The organism is Psychromonas sp., from assembly GCF_983033635.1.
On sequence record NZ_CEZLMY010000035.1, the window covers coordinates 1 to 18,788 of the forward strand.

At 38.0% G+C, this 18,788-nt stretch carries 22 protein-coding genes; 14 read left to right on the forward strand and 8 right to left on the reverse strand.

Annotated elements, in window-relative coordinates; translation table 11 throughout:
* Positions 1-102: 102 nt before the first annotated feature.
* Entirely contained in the window at positions 103-660 is a 558-nt protein-coding gene (gmhB, locus tag AC4GME_RS07010; protein WP_490378735.1) for a D-glycero-beta-D-manno-heptose 1,7-bisphosphate 7-phosphatase, read from the reverse strand.
* Positions 661-745: 85 nt separating this feature from the next.
* Between gmhB and rcsF the strand changes: the two genes are divergently transcribed.
* Both rcsF and tsaA read left to right on the forward strand, forming a co-directional pair.
* Positions 746-1,129, forward strand: a complete 384-nt coding sequence (rcsF, locus tag AC4GME_RS07015) for an Rcs stress response system protein RcsF (protein ID WP_490378736.1) — start codon at positions 746-748, stop codon at positions 1,127-1,129.
* Positions 1,130-1,134: 5 nt separating this feature from the next.
* Positions 1,135-1,860, forward strand: coding sequence for a tRNA (N6-threonylcarbamoyladenosine(37)-N6)-methyltransferase TrmO (tsaA, locus tag AC4GME_RS07020; RefSeq protein ID WP_490378737.1), 726 nt, complete (start codon positions 1,135-1,137; stop codon positions 1,858-1,860).
* On the opposite strand, the gene AC4GME_RS07025 is transcribed toward tsaA, so the two are convergent.
* Positions 1,850-2,395 carry a rhomboid family intramembrane serine protease gene (locus AC4GME_RS07025; protein ID WP_490378738.1) on the reverse strand — a complete coding sequence of 182 codons (546 nt, stop codon included), beginning with the start codon at positions 2,393-2,395 and terminating at the stop codon, positions 1,850-1,852. The genes tsaA and AC4GME_RS07025 overlap by 11 nt on opposite strands.
* A 161-nt stretch (positions 2,396-2,556) precedes the next feature.
* Here AC4GME_RS07025 and AC4GME_RS07030 point away from each other — a divergent pair, with 161 nt between their 5' ends.
* Complete coding sequence (locus AC4GME_RS07030; protein WP_490379183.1) at positions 2,557-4,278, forward strand: proline--tRNA ligase; 1,722 nt, start codon at positions 2,557-2,559, stop codon at positions 4,276-4,278.
* 83 nt (positions 4,279-4,361) lie between these two features.
* On the opposite strand, the gene AC4GME_RS07035 is transcribed toward AC4GME_RS07030, so the two are convergent.
* Positions 4,362-4,586, reverse strand: coding sequence for a hypothetical protein (locus AC4GME_RS07035; protein WP_490378240.1), 225 nt, complete (start codon positions 4,584-4,586; stop codon positions 4,362-4,364).
* Positions 4,587-4,693: 107 nt separating this feature from the next.
* Here AC4GME_RS07035 and AC4GME_RS07040 point away from each other — a divergent pair, with 107 nt between their 5' ends.
* From AC4GME_RS07040 to AC4GME_RS07055, 4 genes are all read left to right on the forward strand, one after another.
* A complete protein-coding gene (locus AC4GME_RS07040) occupies positions 4,694-5,785 on the forward strand; it encodes an alpha/beta fold hydrolase (protein ID WP_490378239.1) in 1,092 nt (363 codons plus the stop codon).
* Positions 5,773-6,567: a Cof-type HAD-IIB family hydrolase gene (locus AC4GME_RS07045; RefSeq protein WP_490378238.1), complete on the forward strand. Its 795-nt coding sequence runs from the start codon at positions 5,773-5,775 to the stop codon at positions 6,565-6,567. Before AC4GME_RS07040 ends, AC4GME_RS07045 begins: the two co-directional genes overlap by 13 nt.
* 4 nt (positions 6,568-6,571) lie before the next feature.
* Positions 6,572-6,985 carry a hypothetical protein gene (locus AC4GME_RS07050; protein ID WP_490378237.1) on the forward strand — a complete coding sequence of 138 codons (414 nt, stop codon included), beginning with the start codon at positions 6,572-6,574 and terminating at the stop codon, positions 6,983-6,985.
* Positions 6,986-7,408: 423 nt separating this feature from the next.
* Complete coding sequence (locus AC4GME_RS07055; RefSeq protein WP_490378236.1) at positions 7,409-8,935, forward strand: COG3650 family protein; 1,527 nt, start codon at positions 7,409-7,411, stop codon at positions 8,933-8,935.
* A gap of 223 nt (positions 8,936-9,158) precedes the next feature.
* Here AC4GME_RS07055 and dacB read toward each other — a convergent pair whose 3' ends face one another.
* Positions 9,159-10,607, reverse strand: a complete 1,449-nt coding sequence (gene dacB, locus AC4GME_RS07060) for a D-alanyl-D-alanine carboxypeptidase/D-alanyl-D-alanine endopeptidase (protein WP_490379184.1) — start codon at positions 10,605-10,607, stop codon at positions 9,159-9,161.
* A 136-nt stretch (positions 10,608-10,743) separates the two neighbouring features.
* On the opposite strand from dacB, the gene pyrB reads away from it, so the two are divergent.
* The 3 genes from pyrB (at position 10,744) to rraA (ending at position 12,788) form a co-directional block, all read left to right on the forward strand.
* Positions 10,744-11,679 (forward strand): aspartate carbamoyltransferase, encoded by a 936-nt coding sequence (gene pyrB / locus AC4GME_RS07065; RefSeq protein WP_490377438.1) that lies wholly within the window; start codon positions 10,744-10,746, stop codon positions 11,677-11,679.
* A gap of 9 nt (positions 11,680-11,688) precedes the next feature.
* On the forward strand, positions 11,689-12,144 hold the full coding sequence (gene pyrI, locus AC4GME_RS07070; RefSeq protein ID WP_490377427.1) for an aspartate carbamoyltransferase regulatory subunit: 456 nt from the start codon (positions 11,689-11,691) through the stop codon (positions 12,142-12,144).
* 125 nt (positions 12,145-12,269) lie between these two features.
* On the forward strand, positions 12,270-12,788 hold the full coding sequence (gene rraA / locus AC4GME_RS07075; RefSeq protein ID WP_490377428.1) for a ribonuclease E activity regulator RraA: 519 nt from the start codon (positions 12,270-12,272) through the stop codon (positions 12,786-12,788).
* 117 nt (positions 12,789-12,905) lie between these two features.
* Here rraA and AC4GME_RS07080 read toward each other — a convergent pair whose 3' ends face one another.
* The gene (locus AC4GME_RS07080) at positions 12,906-13,136 is read right to left on the reverse strand and encodes a cell division protein ZapB (RefSeq protein WP_490377429.1); all 231 of its coding nucleotides are present in this window, start codon (positions 13,134-13,136) and stop codon (positions 12,906-12,908) included.
* Positions 13,137-13,306: 170 nt separating this feature from the next.
* On the opposite strand from AC4GME_RS07080, the gene AC4GME_RS07085 reads away from it, so the two are divergent.
* On the forward strand, positions 13,307-13,525 hold the full coding sequence (locus AC4GME_RS07085) for a DUF1653 domain-containing protein (protein WP_490377430.1): 219 nt from the start codon (positions 13,307-13,309) through the stop codon (positions 13,523-13,525).
* Between the two features lie 40 nt (positions 13,526-13,565).
* Here AC4GME_RS07085 and cysE read toward each other — a convergent pair whose 3' ends face one another.
* The 3 genes from cysE to AC4GME_RS07100 all read right to left on the reverse strand — a co-directional run bounded on the left by cysE (position 13,566) and on the right by AC4GME_RS07100 (position 15,835).
* Complete coding sequence (gene cysE / locus AC4GME_RS07090) at positions 13,566-14,348, reverse strand: serine O-acetyltransferase (RefSeq protein WP_490377431.1); 783 nt, start codon at positions 14,346-14,348, stop codon at positions 13,566-13,568.
* Positions 14,348-15,304: a cation diffusion facilitator family transporter gene (locus AC4GME_RS07095; protein ID WP_490377432.1), complete on the reverse strand. Its 957-nt coding sequence runs from the start codon at positions 15,302-15,304 to the stop codon at positions 14,348-14,350. The genes cysE and AC4GME_RS07095 overlap by 1 nt, the downstream gene beginning before the upstream one ends.
* Before the next feature lie 72 nt (positions 15,305-15,376).
* The gene (locus AC4GME_RS07100; RefSeq protein WP_490377433.1) at positions 15,377-15,835 is read right to left on the reverse strand and encodes a Spy/CpxP family protein refolding chaperone; all 459 of its coding nucleotides are present in this window, start codon (positions 15,833-15,835) and stop codon (positions 15,377-15,379) included.
* Between the two features lie 282 nt (positions 15,836-16,117).
* Between AC4GME_RS07100 and AC4GME_RS07105 the strand changes: the two genes are divergently transcribed.
* The 3 genes from AC4GME_RS07105 (at position 16,118) to trmL (ending at position 18,725) form a co-directional block, all read left to right on the forward strand.
* Entirely contained in the window at positions 16,118-16,825 is a 708-nt protein-coding gene (locus AC4GME_RS07105; protein ID WP_490379185.1) for a response regulator, read from the forward strand.
* Between the two features lie 68 nt (positions 16,826-16,893).
* Positions 16,894-18,243, forward strand: a complete 1,350-nt coding sequence (locus tag AC4GME_RS07110; RefSeq protein WP_490377435.1) for an ATP-binding protein — start codon at positions 16,894-16,896, stop codon at positions 18,241-18,243.
* 17 nt (positions 18,244-18,260) lie between these two features.
* Positions 18,261-18,725, forward strand: a complete 465-nt coding sequence (trmL, locus tag AC4GME_RS07115; protein WP_490379186.1) for a tRNA (uridine(34)/cytosine(34)/5-carboxymethylaminomethyluridine(34)-2'-O)-methyltransferase TrmL — start codon at positions 18,261-18,263, stop codon at positions 18,723-18,725.
* Positions 18,726-18,788: the final 63 nt, after the last annotated feature.

Sequence of the window (18,788 nt, forward strand, 5' to 3'; positions counted from 1 at the left end):
ATAAAAACAGGTTATTTTTGCAATTAGTTTTTATACCTGTTTTGCAAACAAGTTACCCACATAACAGATGGAGTTATCCACAAACTTGTTATTATATCCCAACTATAACTGTTCAACGATACTCACGAGATCATCAAACACAGCCGTTGCTAATTTTTCACCCTCTTCAGTAATAGCCTTGCCTGTTTTGACCAAATAATTGCAATTTACTCCAGAGGCAATCCCTGCTTGTATATCAGAGACTTTATCACCAACTAAAATTGAGTTGCTTACATCAATATTTAACTCTTCAATCGCACTGAGTAACATACCCGGCTTTGGTTTACGACAATCGCAATCGATTTTAAATTCACCAATTCCTTTTTCAGCATGATGAGGACAATAATAGATACCATCTAAATCAACACCTCTATCAGCTAATGACCAATCCATCCATTCTGTCAGGGTATGAAATTGCTCTTCAGAAAAATAACCACGTGCGATGCCGGACTGATTAGTAATCACTACTAATAGATAACCTTTTTCTTTAAGTTTTTTACATGCATCGATTACACCTTCAATAAATTCAAAATCGTCTACTTTTGAAACATAACCATTATCGACATTTAATACACCATCTCGATCAAGAAAAACTGCACGTTTTCCATTTGCTATTGTCATATTGCTTCCTTCTTTGTTTCAGGACTTTTAAAAAATGTTATTATGCCACTCATCTCTATTACCTACTATTTATAAAGAGTTTCTTATGTTGCGTATTTTTGTCATTTCCAGCTTCACACTTTTATTGAGTGCTTGTAGTAACTTTGAATTTTCATCTAACTTAGATAAAGATAATTTCAGCGAATATTTCAAACCGTCACAAGTCACTGTTTATGAAAAATCTCAACTTGCAGGACTTGATTATACTTTTATCGGCGCGGTTGAAGGTAGCAGTTGCCAGGAAGAGGAAAATGATCGCCCTGCCGATATCAAGCAAGCAAGAACCAATGCACGTATAAGAGCCGCCGAGTTAAATGCTAATGGTATTGTTTTTCAATCTTGTTTAACTTTTGAGGCCGATAGCAGCTGTATTTCAAATATCATCTGTTATGCACGCGCGTTAGATATCACTTTGCCTGAGCAAGAGTAGTTATTTTGTTTGCTAGTACGCCATTTAAAAGCATAGGTTTTATTCACTCTCCTTATAAAGAGAAGTTTGCAGTACCTCGCCAACCGGGTTTGGTACCAAGTGCCAAAGCGGAACTTGAGATCTTGCCCCCTTATGATGATATTAATGCTTTTTTAGGTTTAGATACATTTAGTCATTTATGGCTGGTTTTCATTTTTCATAAGAATAACGATTCAAGAAAAGCAAATAACTGGAGCCCGACGGTTCGTCCTCCTCGTCTTGGAGGTAATAAACGCATGGGTGTTTTTGCAACACGTTCGCCAAGCAGACCCAACCCGATTGGTTTATCATTAGTTGAATTTCACGGAATCAAACAGGTAGAGGGCAAGATCTTTTTACAATTGAGTAATATTGATTTAGTTGATGGTACCCCAATTGTCGATATCAAACCCTATATTCCTTATGCTGATGCAAAACCAGATGCGCTAGCTGGTTTTGCCCAAGATAGCCCGGAGCCTTTAATGGAAATTCAGTTTTCAACACAAGCTTTACAAGCTATCAAAAAAGTACACAAAAGTTATCCTGAATTACAGCAATTGATTAGCGAGGTCTTACAACAAGATCCTCGCCCGGCATATAAGAAGAGTAAAGCAGACTCAAAAACCTATGCGGTTCATTTATCAGATTTTAATATCTCTTGGGTTAATGAGGGATTAATTACAACCGTAGTGAATATTGAAGCTATCGTTTAGCCAGGTAATAACCCGTTAATGCGCCAACCAGAGCGCCCATTAAATGCCCCTCAAAGGAGATACCTACCTTTGTAGGAAAAACACCAAAGACCAGACCGCCATAAAAAAACAGTGTTATCAGTGAAATTACAATATGCATCATTTTCCGACGCACAAAACCATAGATAAGCAAATACCCCCATAATGCGTAAATCACCCCACTCATGCCAATGTGCACACTATTACCTCGTGCAAACAACCACACTAACAGCCCGGTACTGATTATAAAAAAGATAAACAGAAACCAAAATCTCTTAACACTTTGTAAACCAATCAAAATGGCAAATATAATAAAAGGGAAAAAGTTACTTAACAGATGCGCCAAATTAGCATGCAAAAATGGCGCAATTAGAATGCCCGGCAAATGTTCGATCGATCGCGGTACTATTCCCCATTGGTTAAGATTAAGCGGTAATAAACTATTTAAGATAAAAATTAACAAGCAGACTAACATAATGGTCGTACTATATTTTGCAGCAAGCAGAGAACGTTTCATTGTTGATCCTTGGAATTCTTTATTAATAGGCACAAAATAGCTGATAGTGACGCTAAAACTCAATTATATTTTTATAAATCGACTAAGAATCCTTTAGTCGTGACAATTCCACTGTTAATATCAGCGCTCTTTTATACTGACCGGATCAATTAAGGATATTTATGCGTACCACCAACTACTTACTTTCAACTCAAAAAGAAGCTCCAAGTGATGCTGTTATTGTTAGCCACCAGCTAATGTTGCGTGCAGGCATGATCCGTAAATTAGCATCAGGTTTATATACTTGGTTACCAACGGGTTTACGAGTTTTACGTAAAGTTGAAAATATCGTACGTGAAGAGATGGAACGTGCAGGTGTGATTGAAGTATTAATGCCGGTTGTTCAACCTGCAGATCTTTGGATTGAAACTGGACGTTGGGATAAATACGGTGGTGAACTGTTACGCCTGAAAGATCGCCATACACGTGATTTTTTATTAGGTCCGACACACGAAGAAGTAATTACCGAGCTTGTACGTAAAGAGGTAAACAGTTACAAACAGCTGCCATTAAACCTTTTCCAAATTCAAACAAAATTCCGTGATGAAACACGCCCTCGTTTCGGTGTAATGCGCGCACGTGAATTTACCATGAAAGATGCTTACTCTTTTCACCTTGAGCAAGAGTGTTTAGAAAAAACATACCAAGATATGTTTAACGCTTACTGCCGTATCTTCGAACGTTTAGGTCTTGAATATCGCCCAGTTATCGCTGACACAGGTAGCATAGGTGGCAGTGCATCACATGAGTTCCATGTGCTTGCGCAAAGTGGTGAAGATGCAATCGTTTTCTCAACAGAGAGTGATTACGCGGCGAACGTTGAAAAAGCAGAAGCACTTGCGCCTGCATTTGACCGTCCAGCAGCAAGCGCAGATGTTGCTGTTGTTGAAACAGCCAACGTACACACTATTGAAGAAGTTTCGGCAGCGCTTAATGTTGATGCAAGCCAGGTAGTTAAAACTTTATTAGTAGAAGGCAGTTGTGAAGAAGGCCAACAAGTACCAGTAATTGCTTTAGTTTTACGTGGCGATCATAACCTTAACGATATTAAAGCAGAAAATATTGAAGGCATCGCGAGCCCGCTTGTTTTTGCCAATGAGCAACAAATTAAAGATGCAGCTAACTGTGATGCAGGTTCAATCGGACCTAAAGGTTTAACAATTCGAGTTATTGTTGACCGCGCAGCTGAAAAGCTAGCTGATTTCGTTTGTGGTGCAAACGAAACAGGTAAACACTTAACGGGTGTTAACTGGGATCGTGATATCAGCGGTTATGAAATTGCAGATTTACGTGATGTTGTTGAAGGCGATCCAAGCCCATGTGGTCAAGGCACATTAGCAATCGCCCGTGGTATCGAAGTGGGTCATATTTTCCAACTTGGTGATACTTATACTGCGGCAATGAATGCGGCTGTACTTAATCAACAAGGTAAAAACCAAACTTTAACTATGGGTTGTTACGGTATTGGTATTTCACGTATTGTAGCTGCAGCTATCGAACAGAATAACGATAAAAACGGGATTATCTGGAATGATACCCTTGCACCATTCTCAGTAGTTATCGTGCCAATGAACATGAAAAAATCACACCGAGTTGCTGAACTTGCTGAAAAATACTATGCAGAGTTACAAGATGCAGGTATTGAAGTATTGTTTGATGATCGTAAAGAGCGTCCTGGTATTATGTTTGCTGATGCTGAATTAATCGGTATCCCGCATACTCTAGTGATTGGAGATCGAAGCCTCGACAATGGCGTGATTGAATATAAAGATCGTATTTCAGGTGAGAAGCAAGAAGTTAAAATTGAAGAAGTTATCGACTTTATTAAAGCTAAACTAGCTTAAAAACGTCCTGTTCTCAATTTCATAAAAAGCCAGTATTTACTATATATGATAGCTATACTGGCTTTTTTGTCTCTGACAGCAGCTTAATCAAGCTTTGTTTCATGAAGCTGTTTTTCAAGTTTTTTGATATAAGTATCTTTCGATCCCATATTTAAGCTATTTGCCAGATCCTGCCACTGTAGTTTTTCATTATCGAGACTCAACTCTTCAAGTTGAGACTGCTGAAAAACATTTAAACCTACCGAAGCAACAAATAAGATTATAATCACCAAAACAGCATCAAGATGCACAGTAAATTTTTTCTTCACTAGTAATATTCCTTTAAACTTATATATGATAAGACGCTTTTATTTCAACAATATCTCATTAAAATAGCTATGCTCAAACCTAAAACTCGACTTAATGGGATTTCATAATGAGAAAACAAAAAATCTCAATATTACTAGCCTTTTTCTGCCTAACCTTTAGTGCAGTTACTTTTGCGACCACAAGTATGTTTAAAAACAGTTTCCAGCTCAACAGCGAAAAGCAGCTCAATGCAAACTTTAATCCGATGATAAATGATTTTTGGGAAAAAAATGCGCAATCAAGCCGTTTCCTGGGTGTTGATAATAAAGAAATTTACACCGTTAGTATCAGAACAGGTAATAACAAAGTGATTGTCATTAGCCAAGGACGTAATGAAAGTGTCTTAAAATACAAAGAAGTTGCTTACGATCTAAATCAACAAGGTTATGATCTGTACTTAATTGACCATCGTGGCCAAGGTTTTTCTGAGCGCTTCGGCGGTGATAAACATCGTGGCCATATAGAAAAGTTTCAAGATTATGTCGATGATTTTAATAGCTATGTCGCATCACTTAATTTAAAAAAACGCTATCAACAACGCTACCTATTATCACATTCAATGGGAGGCACGATAACCGCGTTATATCTTGTGCAATATAATCACCCATTCCAAGCGAGCGTATTTTTTAGCCCGATGTTTTCAATCAATTTAGGTGGAATTCCCACAACGATTGCAAAAATAATTACCTATAGTAACGCTGAAGTATGTCGCTGGTTTAGTGATAAAGCCTGTTATATTTTTGCGGGCAGTGATTATAAAAAGAAACTGTTTCCCGATAATAACTTAACCTCAAGCAAATTACGCTTTAGTTCCTCATTTAATACATTTGAACAATTCCCTGAAACTCAACTTGGCTCACCGACGATGCGCTGGGTGGCTGAAAGTATCAACGCAACTCAACAGGCGATAGAAAACGCCAACAAAATAACGATCCCCTTGTTAGTTATTCAAGCGGGTGCTGATACAGTTGTGACCAGTGAAGGGCAAAATCAGTTTTTTGACAGTGTAACTTTTTGTAAAGGCAAGCAACTTTTAAATATTTCTGGTGCAAAACATGAGATATTATTAGAAAGCGATCAATACCGAGTGCCCGCATTAAGTAAAGCACTTGAATTTTTAAAACAATCACAACAAGGTAAACTGACATGTATAAAGTAGCCATTTCAGATCTTGATGGAACATTACTGGGGCCTAATCACCGCATTTCCCCAAAAACTACGGATAGTATTCAACGCTGGGTTAACAATAATCGTAAATTTGTTATCGCAACAGGTCGACATTATATTGAAGCAAAGCATTTGCAAGCCTCTCTCGACACGCCAATCTATTTAATCACTTCAAATGGTGCTCGTGTACACAATCGAGAAGGTGAAATCATTCATCAACAGAATCTAGCCAGTGATATCGCACAAGGTATTTGTGATACTAAGTTTGATGAAGCCGTGCAAGTGAACTTATTTACGGATCATAGCTGGTACGCAAATTACGGCATACCAGAACTAGATGCGATGGGGTTAGATGCAGGATTTGATTGTGCCGTAGCGGATTTAAGCGTACTTGATAAAAACAATACAATTAAAATTTTCTTCTGGGCTGAACCGGAGTTCTTACAGCCAATTTATGAATTATTAAAAGCACGCTATGGTAATCGTATCAACCTAACATTCTCCTTAGCAAAATGCTTAGAAGTGATGGATGCGAACACCAATAAAGGTACGGCTGTACAAGTGGTATTAAAAGACAAAGGCTTACAAATTGAAGACGCAATTGCATTTGGTGACGGCATGAATGACGTTGAGATGCTAAATGTAGTTGCTAAACCAGTTCTTATGGCAAATGCCCAAAAAGCCTTACGTCAAGCTTTACCCGATGCTGAATTTACACTATCTTCAAAAGAAGATGGCGTAGCAGTTTTCATGGATAAATTATTAGCGGAGTGAGAGCATGATTAAAAAATTAAATGTAATTACCATTACCATTTTAACAACTCTATTTTCTTTATCAGCAAGCGCGAATGACAAAGTGGATATTAAAGCGGGGTTCGCTGTTGATATGGGATTTGGCGTAACAGTGTTAGTAAATGAGCAGTTCAATGTAATGTTAGGTAATGATGGTATTGCAGCTGATTATATATTTAAGCAAGGTGCATTCAGCGCAGATGTTCCTTTCACATGGTATGTTGGTGGCGGAGCCTATGCGGAGTGGGATAAAGGTTTCGGTGTGCGCCTGCCGTTAGGTTTGAACCTGAATTTTGCTAAAGAGTGGAATGCCTACGCTCAAGTCGCCCCCGATCTTGACTTTGATGACGACGTGAAGTTTGGAGCACAACTTGCGACGGGTCTTCGCTACAGTTTTTAACTGTATACCCAAACTACCTCAAGATGCAAATTCAGAGCATTTTGAAGTGGCTTGGGTATAGATCTGCCGCGATAAAAAGGGCTTTTGCCCTTTTTTATTACCCTTAATTTATGATTAATTAATCCACAACAGAGTTGTCATTGCTGCAACCCAATTTGCAATAGCGAAGAAATAATTATTATGCGACATTGCAAATACAGTTAAAATTAATTTGATAAAAAATAGTAAGTTAAGGAAATAGTCCTACTCTTGTATTAAAATATTCTACCATTTATAGCTGTTTAACTATCTGAAGATAGGATATATCCGATAAATAAGTTGCAGATTAACTTACAGATGGTGAAATAAAAGAAACCACTGTTATACTTCAAAGTAACTGTATTCTTCATCAGCCTATTAAGATTTCTGAACTAAGGTTTTTTTATGCGTCTACCTCACTTATTATTATTAAGCACTCCTCTTTTTTTGGCAGTGGCTTGCAGCACACCTCCCCCCCCTCAGGTAGAAGTAAAACCAGAGCCAGTTATTAAACAAGATTTTTCAAAAATCCTGGAAGGTAATTTCAGAGGACAATTTCGCTTAGGTGATGGCAAAGCTTACTTTAAAACATGCGATACAAATAAAGAGTTTTCGGTACATGCCAAAGCCGCATTACGTAATATTTACGAGCAAGTCACATCAACAAAATTGACCCCTGTCTATATCGAATTTACTGGTGAAATAGTATTTCCAAGTGCTAAAGATAAAAAATCCGATGCGATAATGCGAATTGATCGCGTACATCATATGGCACTGGCGAAAGCGTCCCTACAGTGTGCAAAGCCAGTCGATACATTTCTGTTCAAAGCTAAAGGTGAAGAGCCTTACTGGCGTTTAAATATTAATGGTCAAAAACTGTTTTTTGCAACCAAAGCGAGAAACCAAGTGTATCAGGTAAAGGACGCTAACTTTCAAACAACCCAAATTAATAATGTTAAAAGCATTAATGAAGAGGGACAACGCCTTAACTTAACCATTGAGCCGGGCCATTGTTATAATTTAAAAAATAAAGAGTACTGGGGATATACAGCAAAAATCGACTCTATTTGGGGGGAATTAAAAGGGTGTGGGGAACCTGGATGGCCGATTATTGAGCAAAAAATTACTGGGTATTACTTAAATAAAACTGCTTCAAAAATAGCGAACTTAACATTCAATGAAAACTATACCGTTGAATATCATGAAAAAATGGGTAAAGAAACAATCATTAAGAGCGGTTTCTGGAAAAGTAACTCACCAAATCGTGTTGTTGTAATGTTAACTCGACAAGGAGATAAAACGATTCGTGAAGAGCTTATTTTCTATCGAAAAGGATTAACGCTTAGCACTAATCAAATCAATAAAAATAATATTGTGACATATTTCGAACCACCTGGTTTAATCTTTAATAAAATGAATGCGCGAGAGGGTGTAGAAGAGGTTACAGTTAAACGTATTGATCGTGAATTTACCGCACAAGGTATTAGCCCAAAAGCAGAAGTTGACCTTGAAGTACAAAAAGCAGTTAACCAATACTTTAAAATTCATCGTACAGATCCAAAAAACACTAAGTTTAATTCCGTAAAATATGATCTCAATGGAGATGGTATTAAAGATGCGATTGTACTGCTTGATTGGTGCTCTAAAAGTGGCTGTGAAATGCTTATTTTCGAAGGACGGGAGAATGGTTACCGTTTCTCAAGTCGAGTATCACGAATTCATGCCCCGATAATCATTGCAAAAACTCAACATTATTTATGGCAAAGCCTACTGATAGAAAAAGATACACAGTGGTTTAAACTCGATTTTGATGGTATCAGTTATCCGATTCATACCCGGGATTTAAAAGGGGTGAATAAACAGGATTACTCAACTGGTGTTATATTATTTAATCAAGGCACACCTAAAAGCTGGTTTCCGATTAAAATGTAATTAATACCAAATCCACTAATTATCTATTCATTTACGCTTGTTAAAATGAATGCTAGCTTCGTTATTGATTTTACAATTAGAACAACTAGTTACTGCAATCAATGCCTTGCTTTCATCCATTTTTCCTGCGCCTAAATAGATCATCTAATTAGTGAAATTGGTATAACTCTTAATCACAACAAATTTTCAAAAGGGGCTTATGCCCCTTTTGTGCTTTGATAATTTAATCTGATTTCATTGTTTTTTCAAAAAAGGCTTGCTGAAAATGATATTTAGACACTTTCTTATCCTTTTCATGCAGATCTTTTAAAGACGTTTCAGGTAAGTTATAACCATTTAATATCAAAACAAAAAGCCTATCTCCCTGTTTGCTGTTAACAACTCCCAATAGGTTGGCAACCCCTTGCATTGAACCTGTTTTTGCAATCACTTTACCATTTAATAAATCGCCTCGCACACCTTGGTGATATTTTAATGTGCCATCTATTCCTGCCACCGAAAAGCTCGATAACAACTTTAATTTATGATCGTTTCGGTAAACATAGTTAAGCACTGACATAAATAGCTCGGCACTCATTAAATTGTGGCGCGATAACCCGGAACCATCCGCTAAATAAGCATTTTCAAGATCAATTCCATGCTCGTTTAATATCAATTTAAGTGCTTTTCCGCCATTACGAAAGTTACCCGCGGTCTTAAAATAAATTGCACCTAATGTTTTAAACAAACTATCTGCAATTAAATTATCAGACTCTTTCATCATTATCTGTAATAACTCATCCAGTAATGGCGATTGATGGCTGACTAAAATATCCTGAAAACCGTCAATGGCATTACTGTTATCAAGTTTGATTTCACCATTTAATATGATCCCCACATTTTCTAATTCAGATGCAATTATCTGCCGTGCATATGCAAATGGATCATTAACCGCAAAAGCCAAGCCAAACGGGCGATTACGCGGCACCATGCAGCCCCAGAGGTGATATCTATTTTGACTGTTACGAGTTACCTCAAGCGCGCAAAATTGTGCAGTGCGTTGCGCCTTAGTAACCACCGAAACATCACTGCTAATCTCAACGGGTTCATAATCAGGAATAAACAATGTTGCTTTTTTTGCATCGGGACGGCTTAAACTTAAATTGCCTAACACGCAGTTTTTGTTAACGATGATGGCATTGGAAGGTGCTGTATAACAGACGCCTAAATCATTCCAAGCCTGACCATTACTCCATTGGTAACCATCAAAATGTGACTGGTTAAGTAAAAAGTCACCAGATATCTGCTTTATACCTAAGCGTTTTAAGGATCTGAGCATGTCATTAATATTGCTTCGCAATAAAGTGGGGTCACCAACAAAACGAAATCCAAGATCCCCTTGATAGCGATTATTATTTATATTGTTTTTTTGTCCTTCGATGGTTGTTTGATAACGAAATTCTTCACCTAAATATAATTTAGAGGCTGTCGCCGTTAATAATTTCTGCATACTCGCAGGGGTGCGCAAAACCGTCTGCTGGTATTGTGCGATAACTTTATTTTTCACGGGATCAACCACCATATATGAAACTTGTGTGCCTTTGGGTAATAATGGATGCAAAGTTCCCCACTCACCAGCAAGCAAATTAATAGGCAAAATAAAAAGAATAAAACAGGAAAAGTGCTTAAACATAAAATGGACACCCCAAAAAAAAGAGAGATCACATCATAACGCCAATCTATAACGAAAACACTTAAACATGCAGAATTGATCCGATAGCGGTGGTATAATTTTTCCTATGTCACTGGTTAACCATGAGTCTGAAACGATGAATAACCCGCTATACCAAAAGAATATTATCTCCATCGCCGACCTTTCGCGCACTGATCTCGAACTTATCTTACAAACAGCTCTCTCATTAAAAGAAAGTCCACAACCTGAATTGTTAAAAAACAAAGTAATTGCCAGCTGTTTTTTTGAAGCGTCCACACGAACCCGTCTTTCATTTGAAACAGCAGTGCAACGCTTAGGTGGCAGTGTTATCGGTTTTGATAGCGGCGGTAATACCTCATTAGCACAAAAAGGGGAAACACTGGCAGATTCAGTTAAAGTGATCGCCTCTTACGCGGATGCCTTTTTTATGCGCCATCCACAAGAAGGAGCCGCTCGTTTAGCATCCGAATTTTCAGATGTTCCCGTTATTAATGGCGGTGATGGGGCGAATCAACACCCAACGCAAACCTTATTAGATCTATTTACTATTTACGAAACACAAGACACGCTGGATAACCTTAATATCGCATTTGTTGGTGATCTAAAATATGGCAGAACAGTACACTCTCTGGCACAAGCATTATCACTGTTTAACTGTAACTTCTATTTTATTGCCCCCGACGCATTAGCTATGCCTGACTACATACTTGAAGAGTTAAATGATAAAGGAATTAACTATTCAGTACATAAAAGCATAGAAGAAGTAATTGATTCACTCGATGTGTTATATATGACTCGCGTGCAAAAAGAGCGTTTTGATGAGACAGAATACCAACATATTAAATCCGCCTTTTTGTTAAATGCGCAAATGCTAGAAAATGTCCGTGAGAACTTAAAAGTATTACACCCGTTACCACGCGTAGATGAAATTCATAAAAATGTAGATGATACGCCTTATGCTTATTACTTTCAGCAGGCTCAAAATGGCGTTTATGCACGACAGGCTCTACTTGCCTTGCTGTTAACAAACCAATTTAAAACAAAAGCGTAAGGGAAAATGATGCAGAAAAAATTACAAGTCGAAGCTATTCAACATGGCTCAGTGATAGATCACATTCCCGCTCAGCAAGGCGTTAAGATCTTAAAGTTTTTTAAATTTACACAAACCAATGAAAAAATCACTATTGGACTAAATCTTCCAACCCACAATGGTAAAAGCAAAGATCTGATCAAGGTTGAAAACACTTTTATTAGCGATGCTCAAGCCAATCAGCTAGCGCTATTTGCACCTAATGCCACCATCAATCAGATAAAAGATTTTAAAGTGGTAAATAAGTTTCAAGTGCAACTGCCGAGCTCTTTTATTGGTGTGTTATCTTGTCCCAATAGCAACTGTATAAGCCATAATGAACCAGTTAAAACGCAGTTTTATGTCAATAACAACTCGGAACTTAAACTGAAATGCCATTACTGTGAAAAATCATTCAGTCGATCCTTTTTTAACGAGCTGGATTGATTATAAAGGGTTTGATTTTCATCACGAAACATTAAAACTGTGCTTTTGTTATAAAAACTAGATTGTAAATGAATAAGTTACGTTTATACTTACTATTACTTTTCTAATCATAGGCGAGCCTGATTATGCAATATAATACTTCTCTTCTTTGTGACATTTATGCCGATACCGTTGATGTTGTTGAACCTCTTTTAACCAACTTTGGGGGACGAAGCTCTTTTGCCGGTGAAGTTGTCACCGTAAAATGCTTTGAGTCAGTAGGGCTGATTTATAAAACCCTTGCTGAAAATGGGGCAGGGAAAATATTATTAGTTGATGGCGGTGGTTCATTACGTCGCGCATTAGTTAATGCAAATATTGCCGAGCTTGCAGTTGAAAATAGCTGGGAAGGTATTGTTGTAAATGGTTGTGTGCGTGAAGTTGATATTCTCGAAGAGTTAGATATCGGTATTCAGGCTATCACTGCAATTCCAGTCGGCGCTGAAGATAACGAAATTGGCGAAATTAATGCGCCGGTTAACTTTGCAGGCGTCACTTTTTTACCTGAAGATATTCTTTACGCAGACAGCACCGGCATTATTATTTCACCGGAGCCTTTAGCGATTGAAGAGATTGAAGAGATTGAAGAGATTGCAGCGGGATAGATAATTATCCGCTAATATGCAAAAGCCCAATTAATAATAATATTAATTGGGCTTTTTTATAACTGAGCGTTTTTAACAACTACATTCTTATTAAGTGTATTTACTTAATAATTGCGATTATACCGTCTCTTCTGCTTCTTCGATTTTGCCAACTAACGCACTCAGACGAGATTGCCATTGCTGGTGCTCTTCTGATAGTTTGATATTTTCAGCCTGTAAGTGTCCGTTTTTTTCTGCCAGGCCTTGTTTATCTACTTTTAATTCTTCGACTTCCATTTGCAGCAATGCAATTGTATCAACCGCATTTTGAATTTTGCTTTCTAACTTTTCCAATAGATCTAATGTCATCAACTCGCCCCTTAAAAGAATGTACTCTGTTCGATCCACTGAGAATAAGCATTCCCGCTTGCTTATTCAACCTTTGTTTTTAATTTAAGGGATATATTCTTAGATTTTCGTTAAATCTCACCACTCGTGTTACTCTATTTTTAACTTTTATAAAAATGAAATAAGAAACAATGCAGAACAAAATAAAACCAGGAAAGTACCGTCACTATAAAGGTAACCTATATCAAGTTGAGGGCTTAGCGACACACAGCGAAACAGAGGAGCTGATGGTAGTTTACCGCCCGCTGTATGGAGAGCAGTCATTATGGGTAAGACCGTTAACCATGTTCATTGAAGAGATCGAAATAGATGGTAAGAAGCAACCACGTTTTGCTTTTATTGAGGCCTAATATTGAGAAAATCATGGTGGTTAACTTAACCACCATCAGATTAACCGAGGTCTTGTTCCATTGAAAGTGACGGCATATCACAAGATGGTCTGCCAACGACTTTAGCCGGCACTCCGGCTACAGTTGTATGTGCAGGAACAGCATCTAAAACAACACTGCCGGCACCAATTTTTGCGCCAATACCAATTTCAATATTCCCCAGCACTTTAGCACCCGCCCCGATCATGACTCCTTGACGAATTTTAGGATGGCGATCGCCCCCTACTTTACCCGTACCACCTAAAGTCACACCTTGCAATATTGAAACATTATCTTCAATAACCGCCGTTTCGCCAACAACCACACCTGTTGCATGGTCAAACATAATACCTTTGCCGATCGTCGCAGCAGGATGAACATCAACCCCAAATAACTCAGAGCTACGATTTTGCAGGTATTGTGCAAGCGGGATGCGCTTCTCTTTCCACAACCAATTTGCAACACGGTGTACTTGAATAGCATGGAAGCCTTTTAAGTATAAAAGAGGAGTAGAATAATCTTCAACAGCAGGATCCCGCTCCTGAACAGCGATAATATCAGCCATTGCAGCATTAAGAATCTCAGGATCTTTGCTAAAGGCTTCTTCAATAACCTCCCGCACCAGAATGGCAGGCATAGTGTGGCTATCTAAACGATTTGCGAGTTGGTAACTTAGCGCTGACTTTAAGCTCTTATGGTTTAAGATTGTCGAATAAAAAAAGCTCGCCAAAATTGGTTCGTTTACGGAACAACTCCACGCTTCTTCTCTAATTTTTTTCCATAATTGCTGCTGAACCGCTTCCATTACTGAGTGTCCTTACTGACGTTGAAAGGCTGTGTTTCAAATTGTAATTTATGATTTTTCTTTTCTAATGGCACCACCGAGAGCGGATCCAGATGAATTAATATATCCGACTGTGGAAACTGTTTTTCTAACACAGCTTCTAAGCTATCAGCTTTAGCATGTGCTTCATACAAACTCTGATCATCATCAAGCTCTAAATGCAGCTGAATAAATTTAGTATTACCCGATTGTCGAGTGCGTAAATCATGCACTCCGCGGACACCTTCAATATGATAAGCCATTTTTACAATTTGCTCTTCTTCTGTTTTAGGCAATTGCTTATCCATTAGCGCATCAACCGACTGCATGCCGATTTCCCATGCGCCATGTAAAATATACAAGCTAACAGCAATAGCAAAAAGTCCATCCGCCCAATGCCAGCCGAGTCCTGCTAAAATGAGAGCTAATAATACCGCCCCATTTAATGCGATATCGGTTCGATAGTGCAGTGAGTCAGCTTTTATTGCCATACTTCCTGTTTTCTTTACGATATAAGATTGAAAAGAAACTAAAGCAATAGTAACCAGCACAGAGAAAATCATCACAGCAATACCAATATTAGAAGCGACGATTTGCTGATCATTAACCAATGCGGAAATACTATTAAACAACAAAAAAACAGCGGTTCCAGAAATAAACGCGGCTTGTGCCAGACCTGCAAGGCTTTCCGCTTTGCCATGACCAAAACGGTGCTCATCATCCGCAGGTTGCAGTGCAATTTTTATTGCCAACAGGTTGATTATTGAGGTAGTAACATCCATTAACGAGTCTGTTAATGCAGCTAAAATACTTGAAGAACCTGTTATTATCCAAGCGATCAGCTTGACGATAATTAATAAAGAAGCGGCAGCAATAGCAGCGCGCCCAGCAAGATTCACTAAACGCCCATATTCTTCTTGGCTAATATTTGTTTGCAAAAAAACACCTTCAATAAATCAATATGATGAAGGTGTTATTATAGCGAGTTTGCTCATTTAAACCAGATGCTATTATTTATTCTTCTTCTGACCTTTGCCTTGAGCCTGGTTTAGCATTTTTTCCTGCTGCTGAGCAAATAAAAGGTCCATTTTAGCTTGCTGCTCAGGCGTTAGTGAGTGATAAACTTCAAACATCATCTGCATTCTTTTAAGCTTTTTATCTTTTCTTAATGCATCCTTTGCATCAATCAAAGCCCCCGCTTGTTCTGCATCGAACTGTTCCGCTTTTAAAATTGCCATCTGACTATCATGGAAAGTACCTTTATTTGCCTGCTGCTGAGTACGGTAACTTTGCATAATAGTTTTTATTTCAAGTTGTTGCTCTGCTGTTAAATCAACTTGCTGAAGCATGGCTTTGAGTGGCATTGCATAAGAATTTCCTCCCTGGCCTCCTTGTTTTGCATAAACGCTGGAAAAGGTAAGCGGAAACACAACCGCAGCGATCATAACTTTTTTAAATAATGCATTCATAATAAAACCCTTTTGTAATGTAATTATTAATTATTTCTTGCTTAATAAGTATAAAACAACCGCAACAAAGTAGTGTCATGCGCAGGTAATGCTATGTAAAGAAGTGTAAATAATTATACAAAAAGCTAAAAACAGTGTTTAATAACCACATCAATAAAATATGCATTACGCTTACACTCTTTAACTACGAATGGATTTGAATTAGAGATGAATATCATTTTACTTTAACCTCTTCAGAAGTGACTTATACTTATGCAGAGGCATTTTTATTAAGGTCACAATATGAAAAACTTACTCTTAGTTGATGATGATAGAGAACTTGTTTCTTTACTTGCCGAATTCTTATCCCTTGAAAATTTCAATATCGCAACCGAACATGATGGTGAAAGTGGTTTACAACAAGCGCTCACAGGCAATTACGATCTGATTTTATTAGATGTAATGATGCCACGCATGAATGGTTTTGAAATGCTAAAATTATTACGTCAAAAAAGTGAAACCCCTGTACTAATGCTCACAGCTAAAGGTGATGAGATTGATAAAGTATTAGGGCTTGAAATGGGCGCTGATGATTACCTGGCAAAACCATTTAGTGAACGTGAACTACTTGCCCGCATTCGCGCTATTTTACGTCGAACGCAACACAAAAACTCGGAAAGCAAAAATAAAATCTGGCATTTAGACATTGAACTTTTTCCTGCTCAGCAACAGGCAGTTTGTCAGGACTTTACTATTGAATTGACGGGCACCGAACTGTTACTGTTAGAGAAATTTCTTCACCACCCTGGCGAACTGTTTTCAAAAGCAGAGCTTAGTGAGCAAGTGCTCGGTAAAAAACTACAACCTTTTGACCGCAGCATTGATATGCACTTAAGTAACCTAAGACGTAAGTTACCTGCTAGGCTGGATGGGCAAACACGCGTTAAAAACTTCAGAGGACGTGGTTACATGTGGTTAGAAGGTAACGCCATCTCAAAGGAAGCTAGCTAACTATCTATGCCGATTAAGCGCCTTATTTATAAGGCGCTTTATTTAGATAGTTTAAAAAGGACAACACAGTGCAATGGAATTCACTTAACTCATTATTTATCAAAATTTTTATCAGTTTTTGGTTGTTAATCTTACTGTTAACTACTGTTTTGATTTTGATACCTAAATTAGATGGGCGACAGCTGCAATCGATCACTACTAGTGATTTTAAAAGTTTGAAAAATCAGCAACAGCGTATTCAAAAATTTATCGAACGACACCCCAACATTACTCACAAGCAATTAATACACTTAGATCCAAGAAGAACACTGCGCAGCGTATATTTAACCGATCTGTCCGGACGCTTAATTAATGATCGCGCACCGAGAAAAATGCGCCAGTTCATTCTCGATAGTCAATCCCCCAACAAACCTCTAAAAAAAGTCCATAAGCGTAAAACCTACTTAGGTCCGATTCAGATCATCCATAATCAACAACCGTTGCTGCTATATTTCTCTTACCCGAATCAAAAAGAATCATTAGAGTTAATCGAATGGTTAATTGATAACCCATTATTATTGCTGTTCACCGCATTACTGGTTAGTACCCCTTTATGCGCCTTTCTCGCATGGCATTTAACTCAGCCATTACGTCAATTACAGGATGTAGCTAATAAAGTGGCACAGGGTGAACTCGATACAAGTTTTCCGGTTATTAAAAACAGCGATGAAATTACCCAGCTGGCCAGTTCAATGAAACTGATGGTACTTTCAGTAAAAAATATGCTTAACAACCAACAGCGTCTATTAAGTGATATCTCTCATGAATTGCGTTCACCGCTCACTCGTCTGGGTCTTGCACTAGCAATTAATAAAAAACGTGCAGGAGAAAGTAAAGAGTTACAACGTATAGAGCTGGAAATCGAAAGAATTGAGTTAATGATTGCAGAAATGTTAAATCTATCACGTATGCAATTAAGCCCTGAATACAAAGAAGATATTGCACTTAACGAGTTTTTAGAGGAGTTATTTTTAGATGCTGAGTTTGAAGCGAATGAAAACGGTAAAACGTTTATTTACCCGGTATTAGATAGCATCACTATTAATATCTACCCAGAGCTTGCTTACAGTGCTATCGAGAACATTATTAGAAATGCCATCAAATATGCAGAAAAAACTATCAGCATCGAAATTACGATTAACAAAAAAGAGATAATTTTAAGTATAAAAAACGATGGCCCGTTAATCCCAGAAAGTGAATTAAGCAATATATTCCGCCCATTTTATCGCCTTAATGAATCGCGCGAACGTGAAACTGGCGGTGCGGGATTAGGTTTGAGCATAGCTGAAAATGCGATGTTTAAACATGGCGGTAAAATTTGGGCGGAAAACATTGATAAACAGGTATGTATGCATTTACAATTCCCACGATTTTCATAATATAAAAATGAGATACTATGATTGAAGTAGCACTATTTGAACCTGAGATCCCGCAAAATACTGGCGCCATTATCCGTTTATGTGCGAATACAGGCTGTGTTTTACACTTAATTGAACCGTTAGGTTTTGATTTAGATGAGAAAAAAGTACGCAGAGCCGGGCTTGACTACCATGAGCTTACAAATGTTTATCGCCATAAAGATTATCAAGCCTTTTTGAAAGTTGTGGCAGGAAAAAATATTTATGCCTGCACAACAAAAACCACTAAGTTTCATCACCAAGCAAATTTTCAATCTGATGATGTTTTACTGTTCGGCCCGGAAACACGTGGTTTACCCGGTGAAATTCTTGATGCGTTACCTAGCGAGCAAAAACTGCGTATTCCAATGCGAGCGGAAAGTCGCTCTATGAATTTATCCAATGCTGTATCAGTATTCGTTTATGAAGCCTGGCGCCAGCTTGATTTTACAGGCGCGGTTTAAGTCATTAAATTCAAATTAACTCAGGCTGGATTTCCCCAGCCTGAGCTAATTTGCTTACGGGCT

Bases quoted from the DNA above. Each gene is read 5' to 3' on its own strand.
- pyrB (WP_490377438.1), top strand. From the start codon at position 10,744: ATGAATAACCCGCTATACCAAAAGAATATTATCTCCATCGCCGACCTT.
- rcsF (WP_490378736.1), top strand. From the start codon at position 746: ATGTTGCGTATTTTTGTCATTTCCAGCTTCACACTTTTATTGAGTGCT.
- dacB (WP_490379184.1), bottom strand. From the start codon at position 10,607: ATGTTTAAGCACTTTTCCTGTTTTATTCTTTTTATTTTGCCTATTAAT.
- pyrI (WP_490377427.1), top strand. From the start codon at position 11,689: ATGCAGAAAAAATTACAAGTCGAAGCTATTCAACATGGCTCAGTGATA.
- AC4GME_RS07030 (WP_490379183.1), top strand. From the start codon at position 2,557: ATGCGTACCACCAACTACTTACTTTCAACTCAAAAAGAAGCTCCAAGT.
- cysE (WP_490377431.1), bottom strand. From the start codon at position 14,348: ATGGAAGCGGTTCAGCAGCAATTATGGAAAAAAATTAGAGAAGAAGCG.
- AC4GME_RS07105 (WP_490379185.1), top strand. From the start codon at position 16,118: ATGAAAAACTTACTCTTAGTTGATGATGATAGAGAACTTGTTTCTTTA.
- AC4GME_RS07045 (WP_490378238.1), top strand. From the start codon at position 5,773: ATGTATAAAGTAGCCATTTCAGATCTTGATGGAACATTACTGGGGCCT.
- gmhB (WP_490378735.1), bottom strand. From the start codon at position 660: ATGACAATAGCAAATGGAAAACGTGCAGTTTTTCTTGATCGAGATGGT.
- AC4GME_RS07085 (WP_490377430.1), top strand. From the start codon at position 13,307: ATGCAGAACAAAATAAAACCAGGAAAGTACCGTCACTATAAAGGTAAC.
- AC4GME_RS07080 (WP_490377429.1), bottom strand. From the start codon at position 13,136: ATGACATTAGATCTATTGGAAAAGTTAGAAAGCAAAATTCAAAATGCG.
- AC4GME_RS07055 (WP_490378236.1), top strand. From the start codon at position 7,409: ATGCGTCTACCTCACTTATTATTATTAAGCACTCCTCTTTTTTTGGCA.
- AC4GME_RS07050 (WP_490378237.1), top strand. From the start codon at position 6,572: ATGATTAAAAAATTAAATGTAATTACCATTACCATTTTAACAACTCTA.
- trmL (WP_490379186.1), top strand. From the start codon at position 18,261: ATGATTGAAGTAGCACTATTTGAACCTGAGATCCCGCAAAATACTGGC.
- rraA (WP_490377428.1), top strand. From the start codon at position 12,270: ATGCAATATAATACTTCTCTTCTTTGTGACATTTATGCCGATACCGTT.
- AC4GME_RS07040 (WP_490378239.1), top strand. From the start codon at position 4,694: ATGAGAAAACAAAAAATCTCAATATTACTAGCCTTTTTCTGCCTAACC.
- AC4GME_RS07100 (WP_490377433.1), bottom strand. From the start codon at position 15,835: ATGAATGCATTATTTAAAAAAGTTATGATCGCTGCGGTTGTGTTTCCG.
- AC4GME_RS07025 (WP_490378738.1), bottom strand. From the start codon at position 2,395: ATGAAACGTTCTCTGCTTGCTGCAAAATATAGTACGACCATTATGTTA.